The 17,266-nt window shown below is 71.2% G+C and carries 11 protein-coding genes; 8 read left to right on the top strand and 3 right to left on the bottom strand.

All coding sequences use genetic code 11. From position 1 onward, the window contains the following. Positions 1 to 72 precede the first annotated feature (72 nt). From ACWEOW_RS13775 to ACWEOW_RS13765, 3 genes are read left to right on the top strand one after another with little or no spacing between them, the layout of a single operon-like run. Positions 73 to 1,254, top strand: a complete 1,182-nt coding sequence (locus tag ACWEOW_RS13775; RefSeq protein ID WP_452269772.1) for an acyl-CoA dehydrogenase family protein — start codon at positions 73 to 75, stop codon at positions 1,252 to 1,254. After that, a complete protein-coding gene (locus ACWEOW_RS13770; protein ID WP_452269771.1) occupies positions 1,251 to 2,810 on the top strand; it encodes an acyl-CoA carboxylase subunit beta in 1,560 nt (519 codons plus the stop codon). Before ACWEOW_RS13775 ends, ACWEOW_RS13770 begins: the two co-directional genes overlap by 4 nt. Next, positions 2,764 to 4,071 carry a hypothetical protein gene (locus ACWEOW_RS13765; RefSeq protein ID WP_452269770.1) on the top strand — a complete coding sequence of 436 codons (1,308 nt, stop codon included), beginning with the start codon at positions 2,764 to 2,766 and terminating at the stop codon, positions 4,069 to 4,071. Before ACWEOW_RS13770 ends, ACWEOW_RS13765 begins: the two co-directional genes overlap by 47 nt. On the opposite strand, the gene ACWEOW_RS13760 is transcribed toward ACWEOW_RS13765, so the two are convergent. The 3 genes from ACWEOW_RS13760 to ACWEOW_RS13750 all read right to left on the bottom strand — a co-directional run bounded on the left by ACWEOW_RS13760 (position 4,062) and on the right by ACWEOW_RS13750 (position 8,309). Continuing rightward, positions 4,062 to 4,781, bottom strand: a complete 720-nt coding sequence (locus tag ACWEOW_RS13760) for a Maf family protein (RefSeq protein WP_452269769.1) — start codon at positions 4,779 to 4,781, stop codon at positions 4,062 to 4,064. The two genes, ACWEOW_RS13765 and ACWEOW_RS13760, sit on opposite strands and share 10 nt — an antisense overlap. A 110-nt stretch (positions 4,782 to 4,891) precedes the next feature. After that, positions 4,892 to 6,589, bottom strand: a complete 1,698-nt coding sequence (locus ACWEOW_RS13755; protein ID WP_452269768.1) for a DUF885 domain-containing protein — start codon at positions 6,587 to 6,589, stop codon at positions 4,892 to 4,894. A gap of 52 nt (positions 6,590 to 6,641) precedes the next feature. Continuing rightward, on the bottom strand, positions 6,642 to 8,309 hold the full coding sequence (locus ACWEOW_RS13750) for a protein kinase domain-containing protein (RefSeq protein WP_452269767.1): 1,668 nt from the start codon (positions 8,307 to 8,309) through the stop codon (positions 6,642 to 6,644). Positions 8,310 to 8,490: 181 nt separating this feature from the next. On the opposite strand from ACWEOW_RS13750, the gene ACWEOW_RS13745 reads away from it, so the two are divergent. The 5 genes from ACWEOW_RS13745 to ACWEOW_RS13725 are packed head-to-tail and all read left to right on the top strand — an operon-like array spanning position 8,491 to position 17,250. Then, positions 8,491 to 10,251, top strand: coding sequence for a hypothetical protein (locus tag ACWEOW_RS13745; RefSeq protein ID WP_452269766.1), 1,761 nt, complete (start codon positions 8,491 to 8,493; stop codon positions 10,249 to 10,251). 4 nt (positions 10,252 to 10,255) lie between these two features. After that, complete coding sequence (locus ACWEOW_RS13740) at positions 10,256 to 13,525, top strand: ATP-binding protein (protein WP_452269765.1); 3,270 nt, start codon at positions 10,256 to 10,258, stop codon at positions 13,523 to 13,525. 1 nt (position 13,526) lies between these two features. Continuing rightward, entirely contained in the window at positions 13,527 to 15,611 is a 2,085-nt protein-coding gene (locus tag ACWEOW_RS13735) for an FAD-dependent oxidoreductase (RefSeq protein WP_452269764.1), read from the top strand. Continuing rightward, the gene (locus ACWEOW_RS13730) at positions 15,608 to 16,219 is read left to right on the top strand and encodes a hypothetical protein (RefSeq protein ID WP_452269763.1); all 612 of its coding nucleotides are present in this window, start codon (positions 15,608 to 15,610) and stop codon (positions 16,217 to 16,219) included. The genes ACWEOW_RS13735 and ACWEOW_RS13730 overlap by 4 nt, the downstream gene beginning before the upstream one ends. Beyond that, entirely contained in the window at positions 16,216 to 17,250 is a 1,035-nt protein-coding gene (locus tag ACWEOW_RS13725; protein WP_452269762.1) for a polyprenyl synthetase family protein, read from the top strand. Before ACWEOW_RS13730 ends, ACWEOW_RS13725 begins: the two co-directional genes overlap by 4 nt. The last annotated feature ends 16 nt before the right edge of the window (positions 17,251 to 17,266 follow it).

Genomic DNA, 17,266 nt, shown 5'->3' with positions numbered 1-17,266 from the left:
TTACGTTTACGTCAACGTCAAGTACGTCTCACGAGCCGGTCGTGAGGACGGCCCGTGTGCAAGGGGACATCGATGTTCGAGCTCAGCCAAGACCACGAGGACTTCCGCAAGGTGGTCCGCGACTTCGCCGAGAAGGAGGTCGCGCCCAACATCGCCAAGTGGGACGCCGCCTCCCACTTCCCGGTGGACCTCATCCCCAAGATGGGCGACCTCGGCCTGTTCGGCCTCGTCGTGCCCACGGAGTACGGCGGCAGTGCGGGCGAGGGCGGCGACTTCACCAGCCTCTGCGTCGCGATCGAGGAGCTCGGCCGCGTCGACCAGTCGATCGGTATCACGCTGTCCGCGGGCGTCGGCCTCGGCATCAACCCGATCCTCACCTACGGCAACGACGAGCAGAAGCAGCGGTTCCTGCCGGACCTCGTCTCCGGGCGGGCGCTCGCCGGCTTCGGCCTGACCGAGCCCGAGGCGGGCTCCGACGCCGCAGCGACCCGGACCAGGGCCACGCGCGACGGTGACGAGTGGGTCATCAACGGCGCCAAGGCCTTCATCACCAACTCGGGCACCGACATCACCTCCGTGGTCACCGTCACCGCCCGCACCGGCACGAACGACGACGGCTCGGCCCAGATCTCGGCGATCCTCGTCCCCGCCGGCACCCCCGGATTCGTCGTCGAGCCCGCGTACCACAAGCTCGGCTGGCACGCCTCGGACACCCACGGCCTCACCTTCGCCGACTGTCGCGTGCCGGTCGAGAACCTCGTCGGCCAGCAGGGGGAGGGCTTCAAGCAGTTCCTCAAGACCCTCGACGACGGCCGCATCGCGATCTCCGCGCTCGCCGTCGGGTGCGCCCAGGCCTGCCTCGAGCTGGCCACGGACTACGCCAAGACCCGCACAGCCTTCGGCAGGCCGATCGGCGCCAACCAGGGGATCTCGTTCCAGCTCGCCGACCTCGCCGTGATGGTCGAGGGCGCTCGCCTGCTGACATACAAGGCCGCTTGGCTCAAGGACGAGCTGCACGAGGGCCGCAGGTCGGTCAAGGAGGTCAAGCACGCCGCGGCCATCGCCAAGCTCTACGCCACCGAGGCGGCCGTCACCTCGACCCGCATCGCCACCCAGGTCTTCGGCGGCAACGGCTTCATGGAGGAGTTCCCGGTGGCCCGCTTCTACCGCGACGCGAAGATCCTCGAGATCGGCGAGGGCACCTCCGAGGTGCAGCGGATGCTCATCGCCCGAGGGCTCGGCCTCCCGTCATGACCGACGTCGACCCGGCCGGCGACCCGCGCGTCGCCGACGTCCGCGAACGACTCCGGGCGGCATACCTCGCCTCGGACAGTGCGCCCGACAAGGCGCAGGCGAAGCTGGACGCCCAGGGCAAGATCTACGTCCGCGACCGCATCGCCCTGCTCTTCGACGAGGGCTCCTTCGTCGAGGACGGCCGCTACGCCAACGCCCTCGCGCCCGGGCTGCCCGCCGACGGTGTCGTCACCGGGCGCGGCACGGTCGATGGTCGGCCCGCCATCGTCATCGCCAACGACCCGACCGTCAAAGCCGGCAGCTGGGGCGCGCGCACCGTCGAGAAGATCGTCCGGGCGACCGAGATGGCGCTGCGCGAGGAGCTGCCCGTCTTCTGGTTCGTCGACTCGGCGGGCGCCCGCATCACCGACCAGGTCGAGATGTTCCCCGGACGGCGTGGCGCGGGGCGGATCTTCCACAACCAGGTCGCGCTGTCCGGCAAGGTCCCCCAGATCTGCTGCCTCTTCGGCCCGAGCGCTGCCGGCGGCGCGTACATCCCCAGCTTCTGCGACCTCATCATCATGGTCGAAGGCAACGCCTCGATGTACCTCGGCAGCCCGCGGATGGCGGAGATGGTCGTCGGCGAGAAGGTGTCGCTCGAGGAGATGGGCGGCGCCCGGATGCACTGCACCGTCTCAGGCGTCGGGGACCTGCTGGCCCACGACGACACCGAGGCGATCGAGCTCGCCAAGCTCTACTTCTCCTACGTCCCCGGCAGCTGGCGGGACCACCCCCCGACGTATGCCGCCGAGGAGCCCGCCGAGCCGCTCACCCGCGCGAGCGTGCCCGAGCGCGAGTCGGTCCCCTTCGACATCCACGCCGTCATCGACGGCCTCGTCGACGACGACTCGTTCTTCGAGCTGAAGCCGCTCTGGGCCGGAGAGCTCGTGATCGGCTTCGGCCGGCTCAACGGCGAGAGCATCGGGATCGTCGCCAACAACTCGATCGTCAAGGGCGGCGTGCTGTTCACCGACAGCGCCGACAAGGCGGCCCGCTTCATCTGGCTCTGCGACGCGTTCAACATCCCGCTGGTCTATCTCGCCGACGTCCCCGGCTTCATGATCGGCTCGGAGGTCGAGCGCGGCGGCATCATCCGGCACGGCGCCAAGATGGTGAGCGCCGTCGCGTCAGCAACGGTGCCCCAGGTCTGCGTCGTCGTGCGCAAGGCCTACGGCGCCGGGCTCTACGCCATGGGCGGGCCGGGCTTCGGCCCCGACGCCACGATTGCGCTGCCGACGGCCCGGATCGCCGTGATGGGTCCCGAAGCCGCGGTCAACGCGGTCTACGCCAACAAGATCGCCGAGATCGAGGACCCCGTGGAACAGGCCCAGTTCGTCGCCGACCGCCGCCGGGAGTACGAGGAGGACGTCGACATCGAGCGCCTCGCCGCAGACCTCGTCCTCGACTCCGTCGTCGAGGCCGATGAGCTGCGATCTGACCTCGTCAGGCGTCTGGCCTATGCTTCCCGGCGTGACCGTCACTTCAGCGACCGCCGACGCTCCGTCCCGCCGGTCTGAGTCGCGTCTCGGTCACCGCCTCGAGCACCCCGACCGCGAGGTCGAGGCCCGCACGCCGTTCTACCGCAGGTTCGCCGTCTGGTTCCCCCTCGCGGTGTTCGGGGTCTCTCGGATCTTCGTGCTGATCTCAGCCAGCTACCTGGCCAAGTACCAGATCGCGCTGCCCATCGGGACGCAGAACATCCGCATCTTCTACCCGTCCCCGGCCGCCCCCGGGTACCTCACCGCCATGACGAACTGGGACGGCCAGTGGTACCGCGTCATCGCCGAGCACGGGTACCCAGCCGTGCTCCCGCGCGCCCCCTGGGGCGGGGTCGACATGAACCCCTGGGCCTTCTTCCCGGTGTTCCCGATGACCGTCGGCGGCATCATGCGAGTCACCGGGCTGCCCTTCGAGGTCGTCGCGCCGCTGTTGTCGACGCTCATCGGCTTCGTCGCGATGTACCTGCTCTTCAAGCTCGTCGACCAGGCCGTCGGCCGGTGGGAGGCCATCGTCGCGGTCGTCGCCACCTCCTTCTACATCGCCTCGCCGGCCTTCTCGGCCTCCTACACCGAGTCGACCGGGCTGCTGCTCGTCGTCACCGTCCTGTGGCTGCTCCGCAAGCGCAAGTACTGGTGGGTCGTGCTCGCGCTGCTCGTGCTCGCCCTGACCCGGAACGTCGTCATCGCGATGGTCCCCGTGATCGTGGCGCACGCCGTCGTGCGGTGGTGGCACAACGACGAAGGCCCGCACCCGGTGCGGTTCCGGGTCGCCATGGGGGCGCTCGCGGCATACGCCGCCGTCCTGACCTGGCTCTGGCCGACCATCGTCACCATCGCGACGGACACCCCCAACGCCTACAACGACACGATGCTGGCCTGGAACATCCAGACCAAGGTCAAGCTCTACATGTGGTGGAACCTGCTCTACGACTACTGGGGCGTGCTCGGACAGGTGCTCGGCGTGCTCGCGATCGCCGGCTTCACGTGGTTCATGCTGTCGAAGAACTCCTGGCGCTGGGGCCCGGAGATCTGGGGCTGGGCGGGCGCCTACCCGGCATACATCGTCCTGGTGACCAGCACGACGCCCAGCCGGATCCGCTACGGCCTGCTGGCGTTCCCGATGGCGCTGATCATCGCCTGGTTCCTCAAGCTGCGCTGGTGGCGGCGCTACCGCTACTGGCTGCTCGGGGTCGTGGTCCTTGCGGGTGCCCTGCAGATGTGGTGGTGGACCGAGCACTACCTCATCATCGAGAACCTCACCGACGACCTCTATCCCTGAGGCGTCGCCTCCGCCGTGACCGGCCCCGCCTCCGCGGCCTGCCCCGCCTCCGCGGTCGCGCGGCCGACCACATCGAACCACTCGATGCCGGCGTCGCCGAGCAGGTCGCGCAGCAGCGGCAGGGACAGACCCACGACGTTGTGGTGGTCGCCCTCGACGGCCGTCACGAACGCACCGCCCAGCCCGTCGATCGTGAACGCGCCCGCGACGGTGAGCGGCTCACCCGTGGCGACGTACGCGTCGATCTCGGCGTCGCTGAGTCGCGCGAAGTGCACCGTCGTCGAGGCGGTCGCACCAAGGGTCGCGCCGGCGGTGCCTCGCTCGTCCACCAGCCAGTGGCCCGTGTGCAGGACCCCCGAGCGGCCCCGCATCCGCCTCCAGCGGGCCGTCGCCTCGCGGGCGTCGGCCGGCTTGCCGTGCATCTCGCCATCGAGCTCGAGGACCGAGTCGCAGCCGATCACCACCGCCTCGAGCTCGTTGCGGCTGGCGACGTCCTCTGCCTTGGCCCGTGCGAGGAGCAGGGCGATGTCCGCCGGCTCGAGCGGCCCATAGCGCTCGGTTGCCTCCGCGACGGCGAGGTCCTCGTCGACCTCGCTGACGACGACGACGGGCTCGATGCCCGCCGCGAGGAGCGTCTTCTGCCGGGCGGGAGAGGCGGATGCGAGCACGAGGGTGACGGCCGGCGCGCCAGTGGGAGGGGTGGACGGCATTCCGGAATGATAAGGCTCGTCGAGTGGCCCCGTCGTCACACTTCTTCCGGCGAAGGTCGCGCTTGCCGTGGGACTGGTGTGACGACGAGGCCACTCGACGGGAGAAGGCCTCAGATCTCCCCGAGCACCGCGGAGCGCAGCGTGTCGAGCCCGACGCCGCCGATGTCGAGGGCGCGGCGGTGGAACGCCTTGAGGTCGAACGCGTCGCCCTCGCGCTGCTTGACCTCGTCGCGCAGCTGGAGCCACAGCCGCTCGCCGATCTTGTAGGACGGGGCCTGCCCGGGCCAGCCGAGGTACCGGTTGAGCTCGAAGCGAAGGACCTTCTCGTCCATGAAGCCATAGCGCGTGATGTACGTCCACGCCTTGTCGTAGTCCCACGCCCCGCCGCCGACCTCGTCGGGTGCCTCGAAACCACAGTGCACGCCGATGTCGATCACCACGCGCGCAGCCCGAAGTGACTGACCGGCGAGCCAGCCCATCCGGTTGCCCGGGTCGTCCATGTAGCCGAGCTCGGCCATGAGGCGCTCGGCGTACAGTGCCCAGCCCTCGCCGTGGCCGGAGGTCCAGGCCTCGAGGCGGCGCCACTTGTTGAGCAGCTTGGACCGGTAGACGGTCTGGGCGACCTGCAGGTGGTGGCCCGGGACACCCTCGTGGTAGACGGTCGTCAGCTCGTTCCACGTCTTGAACTCGGTGTTGCCCTTGGGCACCGACCACCACATGCGGCCGGGCCGGCTGAAGTCGTCAGAAGGGCCGGTGTAGTAGATCCCGCCGGTCTGGGTCGGGGCGATCATGCACTCGATCTTCTGGACGGGGCCCGGGATGTCGAAGTGGACGTCCTTGAGGTTCGTGATGACCTCGTCGGCACGCTCCTGCATCCACGCCTTGAGCGCGTCGGTGCCGTCCAGCTGGTACTGCTCGTCGGCGTCGAGGATCTCCACGCCCCGCTCGACCGAGGCGCCCTCCTCGAGCCCCTCGGCGATCCGCGTCATCTGCGCGTGCAGGTCGGCCACCTGCTGCTGGCCCCAGCGGTAGGTCTCCTCGAGGTCGACCGCGGCGCCGAGGAAGTAGCGGGACTCCAAGGCGTAGCGCTCGACACCGCACGCGTCGGCCTCCGGCGCATGGGGGAGCAGCTCCCGCTCGAGCCAGTCAGCGATGTCGGAGTATGCCGCCGCGGCCGCTCGGGCGGCCTCGGCGAGCTGGCCCTTGACCTCACCATCGAGCGGGTCGTCGCCGGCCTTGGCGTCCTCGACCACCTTGGCGAAGTAGCCGTCGTCGGCCACGAGGTCGCGTGACTGGTCGGCGCACGCCGTGACCTGACGCCGGGGCGTGACCTGGCCGCGCTCCCGTGCAAGCAGCAGCGACTCCTTGTAGCCCTCGAGCGCCTCCGGGATCTTGGCCATCCGGACGGCGAAGGTGCGCCAGTGCTCCTCCGAGTCCTGCGGCATCAGGTCGAAGACGTCTCGGACGCCCTGGAGGGGGGAGGCGATCACGTTGAGCGACATCTCGTCGAGGCCCGCGGCATACCGCTGCTGGGCCAGCTGGAGGCGCTCGGTCATCGCCGCGACGGTGACTCGGTCGACGTCGTCGGCGGGCGTCGCGGTGGCGAGCTCGGCGAGCGTGGCCTCGCGCAGCGTGGCGTGCGCGGCGTTGCCCGCGGGGGACAGGTCGTCGAGGTCCTCGTCACGACCAGGGACGCCGAGGTAGGTGGCGTTGATCGGGCTCAGGTCGACAGCGGCGTCGAAGTATCTCTCGGCGATGCGGTCGACATCGGTCTGGGGTCGCGCGGTCTGCGCGGTCGTGTCAGTCACCCGCCGAACGTATCCCACGCCTGTGACGTCGGGCGCCCGGATTTGCGCCCCGTCAGTCGCTGCTGTTGCCGTCGCCGCCGGTGCCGCTCCCGCTGCTGCCGGTGCCCTTGTTGTCGCTCTTGCCCCCGGTGTCACCGGAGACCACGAGCACCACGACGCCCTCGGTCGTCGGCTGTCCGGCTGCGGGCCACGTCGCCACCACCTGGCCGCCGTCGCCGCCAGTGGGGATGGTCACGCGGGTGACCCGCACGTCCTCGTGGCCGAGGCGGTCCTCGGCGTCCTTGCCGCTCATGCCGATCAGGTCGCCCGGCACGACCCAGGTCGAGTTGACGTGGTCGGGCGCCTTGCCGCGGCTCACGACGAGCGCGACGGTCTGGCCGCGCTTCATCGGCTCGCCCTGCGCCGGCACCGTGCCCAGGACCGCGCCCTCGGGCTGGGAGGACCTCACGAGGACCCAGCGCACGTTGACCCCGAGGCCGATGAGCTGGTCGACCGCGGCGTCGCGCTGCATGCCGACGATGCCGTCGGGCACCGTGCGACCGTCAGGGCGCGCCGTGGTCGTCGCGTCCGACGTCGTGGGAGTGGACTGCGAGGCCTTGGTCGCAGACGGTCGGTTGGCGTTGGCCGTCGGCGTGTCGTTGCCGGGGGTCAGCATCGCGACGAGCGCGAGGACGAGGACGATGCCGCACGCCAGAAGCACCCATGGCAGCGGGTTGACCCGCCGACGCGTCGGCTGCCGCCGGACTGGAGGTGCCTCCTGGGCATGCGGAGCTGCGGCATACGACGTCTCCGGCGTCGCCGGCAGGGCGGTCGTGTGCTGCTGCCCGCGCACGTCGAGCACCGACGTCGCCTGGGCGCCCACAGCCAGCGCGCGGGTCGCGTCCACCGCGGCCGCCTCCCGGCGGCCCAGCGCGCGGGCCATGGCATCGGCGTCGCGGTAGCGGTCCTCGGGCGCCTTGGCGGTGGCGCGGAACACGACCTCGTCGAGCGCGGCGGGCAGACCCCTCACCTTCGAGCTCGGCGGCGGCACCGGCTCGTCGAGATGGCGCAGCGCGATCGCGATCGGGGTGTCCCCGGAGAACGGCAGCTCGCCGGTCAGCATCTGGAAGAGCAGGATGCCGAGCGAGTAGATGTCGGATGCCGGCGTCGCGGAGCGGCCCTGGGCCTGCTCCGGCGGGATGTATGCCGCCGTGCCCATCACGGTGCCCGCCTCGGTCAGCGTCACCTCGCCGCGCGAGCGGGCGATGCCGAAGTCGGTCACCTTGACGCGGCCGTCGTCAGACACGATGACGTTGCTCGGCTTGATGTCACGGTGCACGACGCCCGCCTGGTGGGCGGCCGCGAGTGCGGCGCACACCTGCTCGGCGATGTCCACGGCCGCCGCCGGGGCGATCCGGCCGTGGTCGCGCAGCAGGCGCGCCAGATCGGTGCCCGGGACGTACTCCATGACGATGAAGTGAGAGTCGCCGTCGATGCCGTAGTCGTACACCTGCGCGATGTTGGGGTGGACGAGCCCCGCGGCGGTGAGTGCCTCCCGGCGGAACCGCTCGATGAAGTCGGGAGAGTCGGAGAAGGCGCGAGCGAGCACCTTGACGGCGACCTGTCGCTGCAGACGCTCGTCGAGGGCAAGGTGCCCCTCGCCCATCCCGCCTGCGGCGATGCGCTCGATCAGGGAGTAACGCTCGGCGAGGCGAGTGGCAGCGAAACGGTCGACGGACACGAGGTAAGAGAGTAGGCGACCGAAGGCCCCAGCGGCGAATGGCGTCGGCGCTTTGTGCATGCCGGCTCTGTGTGAACGACAGACAGGTGCGTGATCTGGTCCTTAGACTCCGTACCAGCGTGCTGTTTACGTTTCAAGCCTCGACACCGTCCCCCTCGGCGAGATTTCAGGCAGGTGCGTCATGTTCGATCGGCCCCCGACGTGGAAGGGTGACGCGGACCAGGAGGCCGCGGACCGCCAGAAGCGTTACCACGCCCTGCTCGGGCTGTACTCCCTCGCGAACCAGCTGGGCGGCATCGACCTCGGCGACGTGTCCGGGTTCCAGTCGGCCCCTCCCGCCACGGCACTGCAGCTCGTCGCCGACGCCCCCGAGGAGCAGATCTCTGCCTCGGCGCGGCTGGACGTCCTCTACCAGCTGACCGCGGCCCGGCTTCCGGCCTACGACGACGCAGGCGATGCGTACCGCCGGCTGGCCGAGTCGGTGGTGGGCGCGGGCCGCGGCGACCAGCTGCTCACCGACCTCAAGGCCGCGGCCACCGACGGCGTGCCGTTCGAGTCGACACCGAGCGGCCAGGGTCTGCCGCACCACGTCACTGCCTTCCTGGGCCAGGACATCTGCAACACGAGGGCGGTCGAGGTCGGCGGCCTCAAGGCGACGTGGATCTTCTCCGAGTTCGAGACCGACGCGCCGCTCGAGGGGATCACCAAGTGGCTCGACCCGCGCAACTGGACGGACTGGGGTCAGACCTTCTTCAAGCGGATGGACGTCGTGGCCTCGGAGGGACCGGTGCCACTGAGCGACCCGGGCGACGACCACTGGCACGCCGTCTTCCACGAGGAGGTCCAGATCGTCTGGCCGCTCAACACGCTGCTGCACTGTGACTTCTGGACGGACCGCAAGCAGGCCTCTGGGATGACCTACGAGCTCGATGTCAGCCTCGACCGGCAGATCGGCGTCGACCGCGGCTTCCTCATCGTGAGCGACTTCGGCTCCGTGCGCCGGGTGAGGGCGCTGAAGATCGTCGGGTTCACCCAGCCCGGGTGGGACGACTTCGCCATGTTCGTGCGGCCTTTCTGGACCGACTGGATGCGCTCAGCGGTGCGCAGCGGAAGCCACTCCTCACCGAAGTCGCCGACCAAGGTGCCGTCCGGTGATGCGGGGTCGAAGGTGCCGAACGGGCAGCTCTACGACCAGTGGGTGAAGTACTTCGGCGAGTCGGCGCGCACCTATGCCGGCCTCTTCGACGACGTGACGTCGCGCGTGGCGACCGGCAGCTACAACCTCCAGGACGGTATGGCGGACGGGACCAAGGTCTGGGCCCAGCTCGCCGCCGACTGGACGGCGGCGTGGAACTACGGGATGGACACGATGGGCGAGATCTCGGGCCACGGGCTCGATGCCGGTCTCACGCCGCCCGGCACGCCACGGGAGCAGGCGCGCGGGTCGCTTCGGGCTCTGGCGTCGGGTTCCGCCGCGATGGCCGATGGAGCCGCGCGGACGTTCGGGATGGTCATGCCGGGAGGGGCGGGCACGGTCTTCGGCGCCGCTGCACCCGCTGGGCCGGGAGCTCGCGCAGCAGCGCCTCCCGACACGACGCCACCTGGAGGCGGTCCATCCGGGACCGGCCCGGGCGGCCCGATCGATGCCCGGCCCACCACGACCGCGCCGGAGTCGACGATCGTGCCGGTGCAGGGTCTGCGACCGAACGACGCGCTGGTCATCTCGGCCCTGACCTCGATCGAGGCAGGCGGGGCGGTCGTCCCGGCGGACGCGGTCCAGGTCACGGTGACGGCCCTCGACGACGGGACCTACGGCGCGGAGGTGGTGGCCACCGATGCCGTCGTCGCCCCGGGCCTGTACCTCGGACAGCTCACCAGGCCCGACGGCTCGGCCGTCGCTCCGGTGCAGCTGTACATCGCGCGCGCATCCGGGCCGGCGTGAGCGAATGGCCGGCCCCGTCCCACGGGTCGAGTCACCGCTCGCCCGACTCATCGAACGACTCCTGACCGCAGCCGAGAACGCGCTCGCCACGGGTGACGCCGAGTCGGCCAGGGCCATGGCCGAGGAGGTGCGGGCCGTCGACCCGGACAACCCGCGCGCCGACCGCCTCGTCCAGCGGCTCGAAGCCCGGCAGCTCGGCCCGTCCGGCGAACGTGCTCTGATGACACTGCTGTTCTCGGACCTCGTCGGCTCGACGATGCTGTCCGAGCGCGTCGAGCCTGAGCAGCTGCGTGACCTGTTCTCCTTCTACCGCAACGCCGCCCGCGATGCGGTCGGCCGCTACGGCGGCTCGCTGATCCAGTTCTCCGGCGATGGCATCCTCGCGGGATTCGGCTACCCGGAGCCGCACGAGGACGACGCCCGCCGCGCCGTGCTCGCGGGCCTCGACCTCGTCGTGGCGATGCGCGACGCCCGGAGCGACCTCGAACACCGTCTTGGACTGACCGCCGAGGTGCGCGTCGGCATCCACACCGGCCTGGTGGTGGTGACGGACCTGAGCGCCGAGTCGGTCGCCGAGCGTGACTCGATCGTCGGCGTCACCCCGAACCTGGCCTCGCGCGTGCAGAACGCAGCCGAACCCGACTCCGTCGTCATCAGCGACGTCACCCGCCAGCTCGTCGACACCGACTTCTACCTCGAGTCGCTGGGCGAGCAGCAGCTCAAGGGGATCAGCCGCGCGGTGGAGATCTTCGCCGTGCAGCGCCCGCGTTATGCCGCAGCGCGCTTCGAGGCGGAGCGATACCACCGCGCGGGACTCGTCGGCCGAGCCGGGCCGAGCAGCGAGCTGCTCGAGGCCTGGCAGTCGGTCCGCGAGCACCGTGAGCCCCCGGGGGAGCGGTCCTTCCTGCTCGTCGGCGAGGCCGGCATCGGCAAGTCGCGGCTGGTCGCCGCGCTCCTGGACCGGGTCGAGGCGACGGGGGGCAAGGTCGTCGGGATCGGCTGCCTGCCCTACTACGCCAGCGTGTCCTTGTGGCCGGTCGCCCGGATGCTCGAGCGGGTCCTCGACCTTGACGCCGCGGACCGGCTGGGGTCGCTCGAGCGCCACCTGTCCGGCCTCGGGCTCGAACTCTCGCGGTCGGTGCCGTTCCTCGGCTCCCTCGTCGGGGTCGCCGACCCGGCTCGTTACCCGGCGCCTGAGCTGGACCCGGCTGCCTTCCTGGACGAGACGATCAACTGCCTCCTCGACTGGCTCCGGGCGCTGGCGCAGCAGGCGCCCCTCCTGTTCGTGGTCGAGGACCTCCACTGGGCGGACCCGTCTACCAACACCCTGCTCGGACGCCTGGTCGGGCATCCCGCCGCTCCGCACCCGGGCACTGACGGGTCTCGCGTGCTCACCGTGGCCACGACCCGGCAGGCGCCGTCGCTGAGCTGGGTCGGCGATGTTCGAGTCCTCCAGCTCGAGCGCCTCGACGCGGCGGCTGCGGCGCAGCTCGTGGAGAACCTGGGCGGTGAGGGTCTGACGGAGGCCGCCCGAGCCTCGATCGTGGAGCAGACCGACGGGGTGCCCCTTTTCATCGAGGAGCTCACGCGCTCCTACCTGGGTGGGACGCGTGTCGAGCCGGTCCCGCTGCGGCTGCAGGAGCTGTTCACCTGGCGCTTCAAGGCTCCCGGTGTCGACCTGCGGGTCGTCCAGGTGGCGGCGACGGTCGGCCCGGCCTTCGATGCTGCGACGGTGGCAGGTGTCCTCGAGGACGACCAGCGGGTGAGCGACCAGATGGTCGCCCTGACGCGAGCGGGCATCATCGAGCGCGGCGACGCGGCCGCAGGCAGCTACCGGTTCCGCCACGCCCTCATGCGGGACGCGGCATACGAGACACAGGTCCTCGACGTCCGGCGACACACGCACGCCAAGGTGGCCGAGGTGCTCGGCGCCCGCGGCGCGGAGCCGGCGCTCGTCGCCCAGCACCTGGATCTCGCCGGCGAGGCGGCGCAGGCGATCGGCCTATACCTCGCGGCCGTGCAGGGCGAGCAGGCGCGCGGCGCGCACACCGTGGCGACCAAGCTGCTGACGCGCGTCCTCGAGCTCGTCGAGACGCTGCCCGAGTCGGCAGAGCGCGACGTGAGCGAGCTGACTGCCCGGCTGCTCCGTGCCCTCAGTGTGAGCTCCATGCAGGGGTATGCCGCCCCGGCCGTCCAGGCGGACCACCGCAGGGCCGAGGTGCTGGCCACGCGGCTGGGCAACGCGGTCCAGGTGGTGCCCTCGCTGGTCGCGATCTGGTCCTACTGGCTCGCCGCCGGCGACACGCCGACGTCGCGCCGCGTCATCGACCGGCTCAGCGCGATGGTCAGCGATGTGGATTTCGCGTCGTTCGCGCCCGAGGTGGAGCAGTGCGTCGGCTTCCAGGAGTTCTTCGAGGGGCATCTGGACCTCGCCATGGCCCACCAGGAGCGGTCCTTCGCCGGGTTCTCGGCCCGTCCGGCGGAGGCGCTCATCACTCCGTTCTGGCCCCTGCCCACCGACCCGTTCTCCGTCTGCCTCATCGGCACTGCGTGCCTCATGACGTTGCGGGGGGAGCCCGGCGCGCTGGAGTGGGAGAACCGGGCGATCCGCCGCGCCGAGGAGATCGGGTTCCCCCGCGGCCCGTTCACTCTCGCCTTCGTCAAGCTGTATGCCGCCTGGATCCGTCGGTTCAACGGCGACCACGAGGACGCGCAGAGGCTGGGCGCCGAGATCGTGGCCATCGGGCAGGAGCACGGGTATGCGTTCTGGTCGGTGATGGGGATGGCCTACGCGACCGCCGAGGCTCCCGGCAGCGCCGCACACCGGCAGGCGTTGCAGCAGACCTTCGACACGCTGCACCTCATGGGGCAGGAGGCGTTCAAGCCCTTCGCGCTGGGCCATCTGGCCGAGCTCCACGCCGCGGCGGGCGAGCTCGACCGCGCCCAGGAGCTCGTGGGTGATGCGCTCCTCGTCGTACAGAAGTCCGGGGAGTACGTCCACCTGCCAGAGCTCCTGCGGCAGCGGGCGGCATACACGATCGCGACGGGCGGCGACACCGCTGACGCCGCGGCCGACCTCACCGAAGCGGTGCGCTGTGCGTCCGAGCAGGGCGCCCACGTCGCCAGGCTCCGGGCTGCGGTCGACCTGGCGGGGCTCCAGGACGGCGCTCGACCCGCGTCCTGGCGGCGAGTGCTGGTTGAGGCCCGGGGGTGCCTGCCTGCCGGTCTGGTGAACGGGGCGACCGCAGCCGCCGACGCGCTGCTCGAAGGCTGACGTGGGCGGGCCGCGGGTCGTGATCCTCGGCGGCGGCATGGCCGGTCTGTCCGCTGCCTGGGAGCTGAGCAGCGGCGACTGGCGCACCCGCGTCGAGTCGATCACGGTGTACCAGCGCGGGTGGCGGCTCGGCGGCAAAGGAGCCAGCAGCCGCGGACCGAACGACCGGATCGAGGAGCACGGGCTCCACGTGCTGCTCGGGTACTACGACGCGACGTTCCGGGTGCTGCGCGAGGTCTACGCAGAGCTGGACCGGCCGGCCACGGACCCGGCGAGCCCGATCCGCACGTGGCGCGAAGCGGTCGCTCCGACGGGCGACGTCGGACTCGCGGACCACGACGGCCTGGGGTGGAGCCACTACGTCACCTCGTTCTCCCAGAACTCCGCGCTCCCGGGGGAGCCCGGGGCGGAGGACCGGCCGCTTCGTCCCTTCGACCTGGCCTCCCGAGCGCTGCAGCTGCTGGCGGACTTCCACCGCGGTGTCGCGGGGCCTCCGGCCCGCCCGGAGGTCTTCCTCAGCGCCAGCCCGGTGCCACCACCGTCCAGCACCGACGCCGAGGCTCTCGTCCGCGGCGCCGCGCTGACGGCCGTCGCCGCGATCCTCACCGGCCTCGAACGGGCCTCGAGGGTCACCCAGGGAGTCGGGCTGGGGTCGGTGGCCGTCGAGCGGCTGACCAGGCTGCTGCACGACTGGAGGGACGGCATACGCAGGACCGTGCTCGCCGACCCGGCCCTGCGGCGAACCTGGCAGCTCGTGGACCTGGTCGTGACCAACCTGCAGGGCATGGTCGCCGACGGACTGCTGTCCGGTACCGGGTACGACGCCATCGACCACCTCGACTACCGCGAGTGGCTGGCCCGGCACGGCGCCGCGCCAGAGACGCTCGACTCGGCCATCGTTCGCGGCATGTACGACCTGACCTTCGCCTACGAGGGCGGCGACCGGAAGCGGCCGAGGTTCGCGGCCGGTCTCGGTCTCCAGCTCGCCGGCCGGATGCTCTTCGACTACAAGGGGTCGATCTTCTGGCACATGCAGGCGGGTATGGGGGAGGTCGTCTTCGCGCCGATGTACGAAGCCCTGCGCCGCCGGGGCGTGGAGTTCCGCTTCTTCCGGCGGCTGGACCGGCTGACCCTCGGCCCGGACCACACGGTCGGCTCGGTCACGCTGACCCGTCAGGCGGACCTGAGGCCGGGGCTGGAGCGGTACGAGCCGCTCGTCCGTATCGGTGGCCTGCAGTGCTGGCCGGCCGGGCCGCTGCTCGACCAGCTTGACGGCGTGCCGGGTGATGCGTGCGACGAGCCCGGTCACGGGCTGGAGTCGCACTGGGGCCCCGCAGAAGGGACGGGCACCGAGACCCTGACCGTAGGGGCCGACTTCGACGTGGCCGTGCTGGCCGTCTCCCTGGGGATGGTGCCCCACGTCGCTGCCGACCTCGTCGCGGCCGACTCACGCTGGCGTGCGATGGTCGACGGCGTCGCCACCGTTGCCACCCACGCCGCCCAGCTGTGGTTCGGCGCGAGCGAGCGCGACCTCGGCTGGCAGGGCCCGGCAGGAGTGACCCTCACCGGCTTCGGCGACACGTTCGACACCTGGGCGTCGATGTCGCACCTGCTTCCGCGCGAAGGGTGGCCGGCCGCCGGCCCGACGAGCCTCGCCTACCTGTGCGGTGCGATGCCTGACGTGCCCCCGGCCGCCGGACGTTCGCTGGTCCGGCATCAGCTGGTCCGCTTCCTGGACGACGAGGCGGGGGACCTGTGGCCCGGCGCGGCGACGGCGGCGGGCTTTCGCTGGGACCTGCTGTGGGACGGCTCCGGCCGCACCGGCAGGGACCGGCTCGACGGGCAGTACTACCGCGCCAACCTCGACCCGTCCGACCGGTACGTCCAGTCCCTACCGGGCTCCGGCAGGCACCGGCTCCCGCCCGACGGGTCCGGGTTCGCCAACCTCGCGATCGCCGGTGACTGGACGGCCTGTGGGCTCGACGCTGGATGTGTCGAGGCGGCGACCCGCTCCGGGGTCCAGGCGGCGCGGGCCATCCTGTCGGGGGCCCTGTCCCCGCAGGCCACCGACAAGGCTGCGTCGTGACGAGCGGCAGGTCGCGGCCGACGGCGGCCGATCTCGCCGGCGACGTCCAGCGGTTCGGGCTGTTCTCCGCGGCGGCAGTCGTCGACCGGTACATCGCGGTCGTTGACCGGGCGATCCACCACGAGCCGGACATCTCCGGATCGTCATCCGGGGACCCCGCCGCGGCCCTGCTCGACGGCGCGGGTCGCGCCGCCGATGCAGGACTGGCCCTCCTCGAGGAGCTCACCTCGGTCCTGGCCAGAACGGTGACGCCCGGCCGCACTCCGGGTCCTGACCACCTGGTCCTGCCGCCGGCTGCGCCGGGCTCCTGCTCGGAGGTGTCCGTCTGGGTGCACAACCCGACCACGTCGCCGGTCGCGCACGTCCGGCTGCGAGCCACGAGCCTGGTGGCCTCGACGGGCGTCATGCCAGCCGAGGCGGTGGCCTTCTCGCCCGAGGTGCTGGCCGTCGTGGACCCCGCGACCGTCGGGGAGTCGCGCCTCCGCGTGACGGTGCCCGCGGACCAGCCCGCCGGTGAGTACCAGGCCCTCGTGCTCAGCTCGGTCGACGGCTCACGCCCGATCGGCCTGACCCTGTCGGTGCGCGTCCACGGGGCCGATCCCCGATGAGCAGCACGGCGCCTGAGCTCCTCGACCAGCTCGACGCGTATGCCGTGATGGCGAGGCGGGCGGCCCAGTCCCACCTCCTCGCGGACGGGCTGTCGCCCTACCTCGGCGGCCCCGCGAGCGAGTACCTCGAGCGCGGCGGAAAGGGGCTGCGCCCAGCCCTCTGCCTGGCCACGTGCAGCGCCTTCGGTGGCAACGTGGAGGACGCGCTGCCCTCGGCCGCGGCCCTCGAGCTGCTCCACACGGCATTCCTGGTCCACGACGACGTCGAGGACGACAGCGAGCTCCGCCGGGGCAAGCCGACGCTGCACGTCACCTACGGCTCGGCGCTCGCCATCAACGCGGGGGACGGCCTCGCAGTCCTCGCACTGGGCTCCCTTCGCCAGAACGAGCGCCGCCTGGGGCGGGCCCTCGCCGCCCGGATCTGGTCCGAGTTCGACTTCATGGCCCGACAGACCGTCGACGGCCAGGCGCGGGAGCTGGGGTGGCTGCGCGACGGCCGCGTCGACCTCACGCCTGACGACTACCTCGACCTGATCATGAAGAAGACGTGCTGGTACACGACCCTGCTGCCGCTCCGGGTCGGCGCGCTGATCGGGTCCAGAAAGGACGTGGACCTCCGGCTCATGCTGCGTTTCGGCTTCTTCCTCGGCGCCGCGTTCCAGATCCGCGACGACATCCTCAACCTCACGGGATCGGAGAGCCGCTACGGGAAGGAGCGACTGGGCGACCTGCGAGAGGGAAAACGCACCCTGATGCTCATCCATCTGCTTGCGGCGGCGACGGGACCACGTCGGGTGCTCGTGGAGCAGTACCTGGCCCTCGATCCGGCTCAGCGGTCGAACGGGGTCAGGGAGGAGATCCTCGACCTGATGGAGAGACACGGGAGCGTGGCCTTCGCCGAGGAGTTCGCGCGCGGCATCGCACGGTCGGCGCTCGTCGCGTTCGACGACGCGTTCGCCGACGTCCCGCCGTCGTCCGCGCGGACGTTCCTGCGGGACCTCGTCCCCTACATGGTCGAGCGCGACCGCTGACCACCACATTCGACCA

The sequence above is a fragment of the Monashia sp. NPDC004114 genome, from assembly GCF_053603855.1.
Note: the sequence above shows the minus strand (reverse complement) of the source record. Positions and strands in the feature narration are given on the sequence as shown.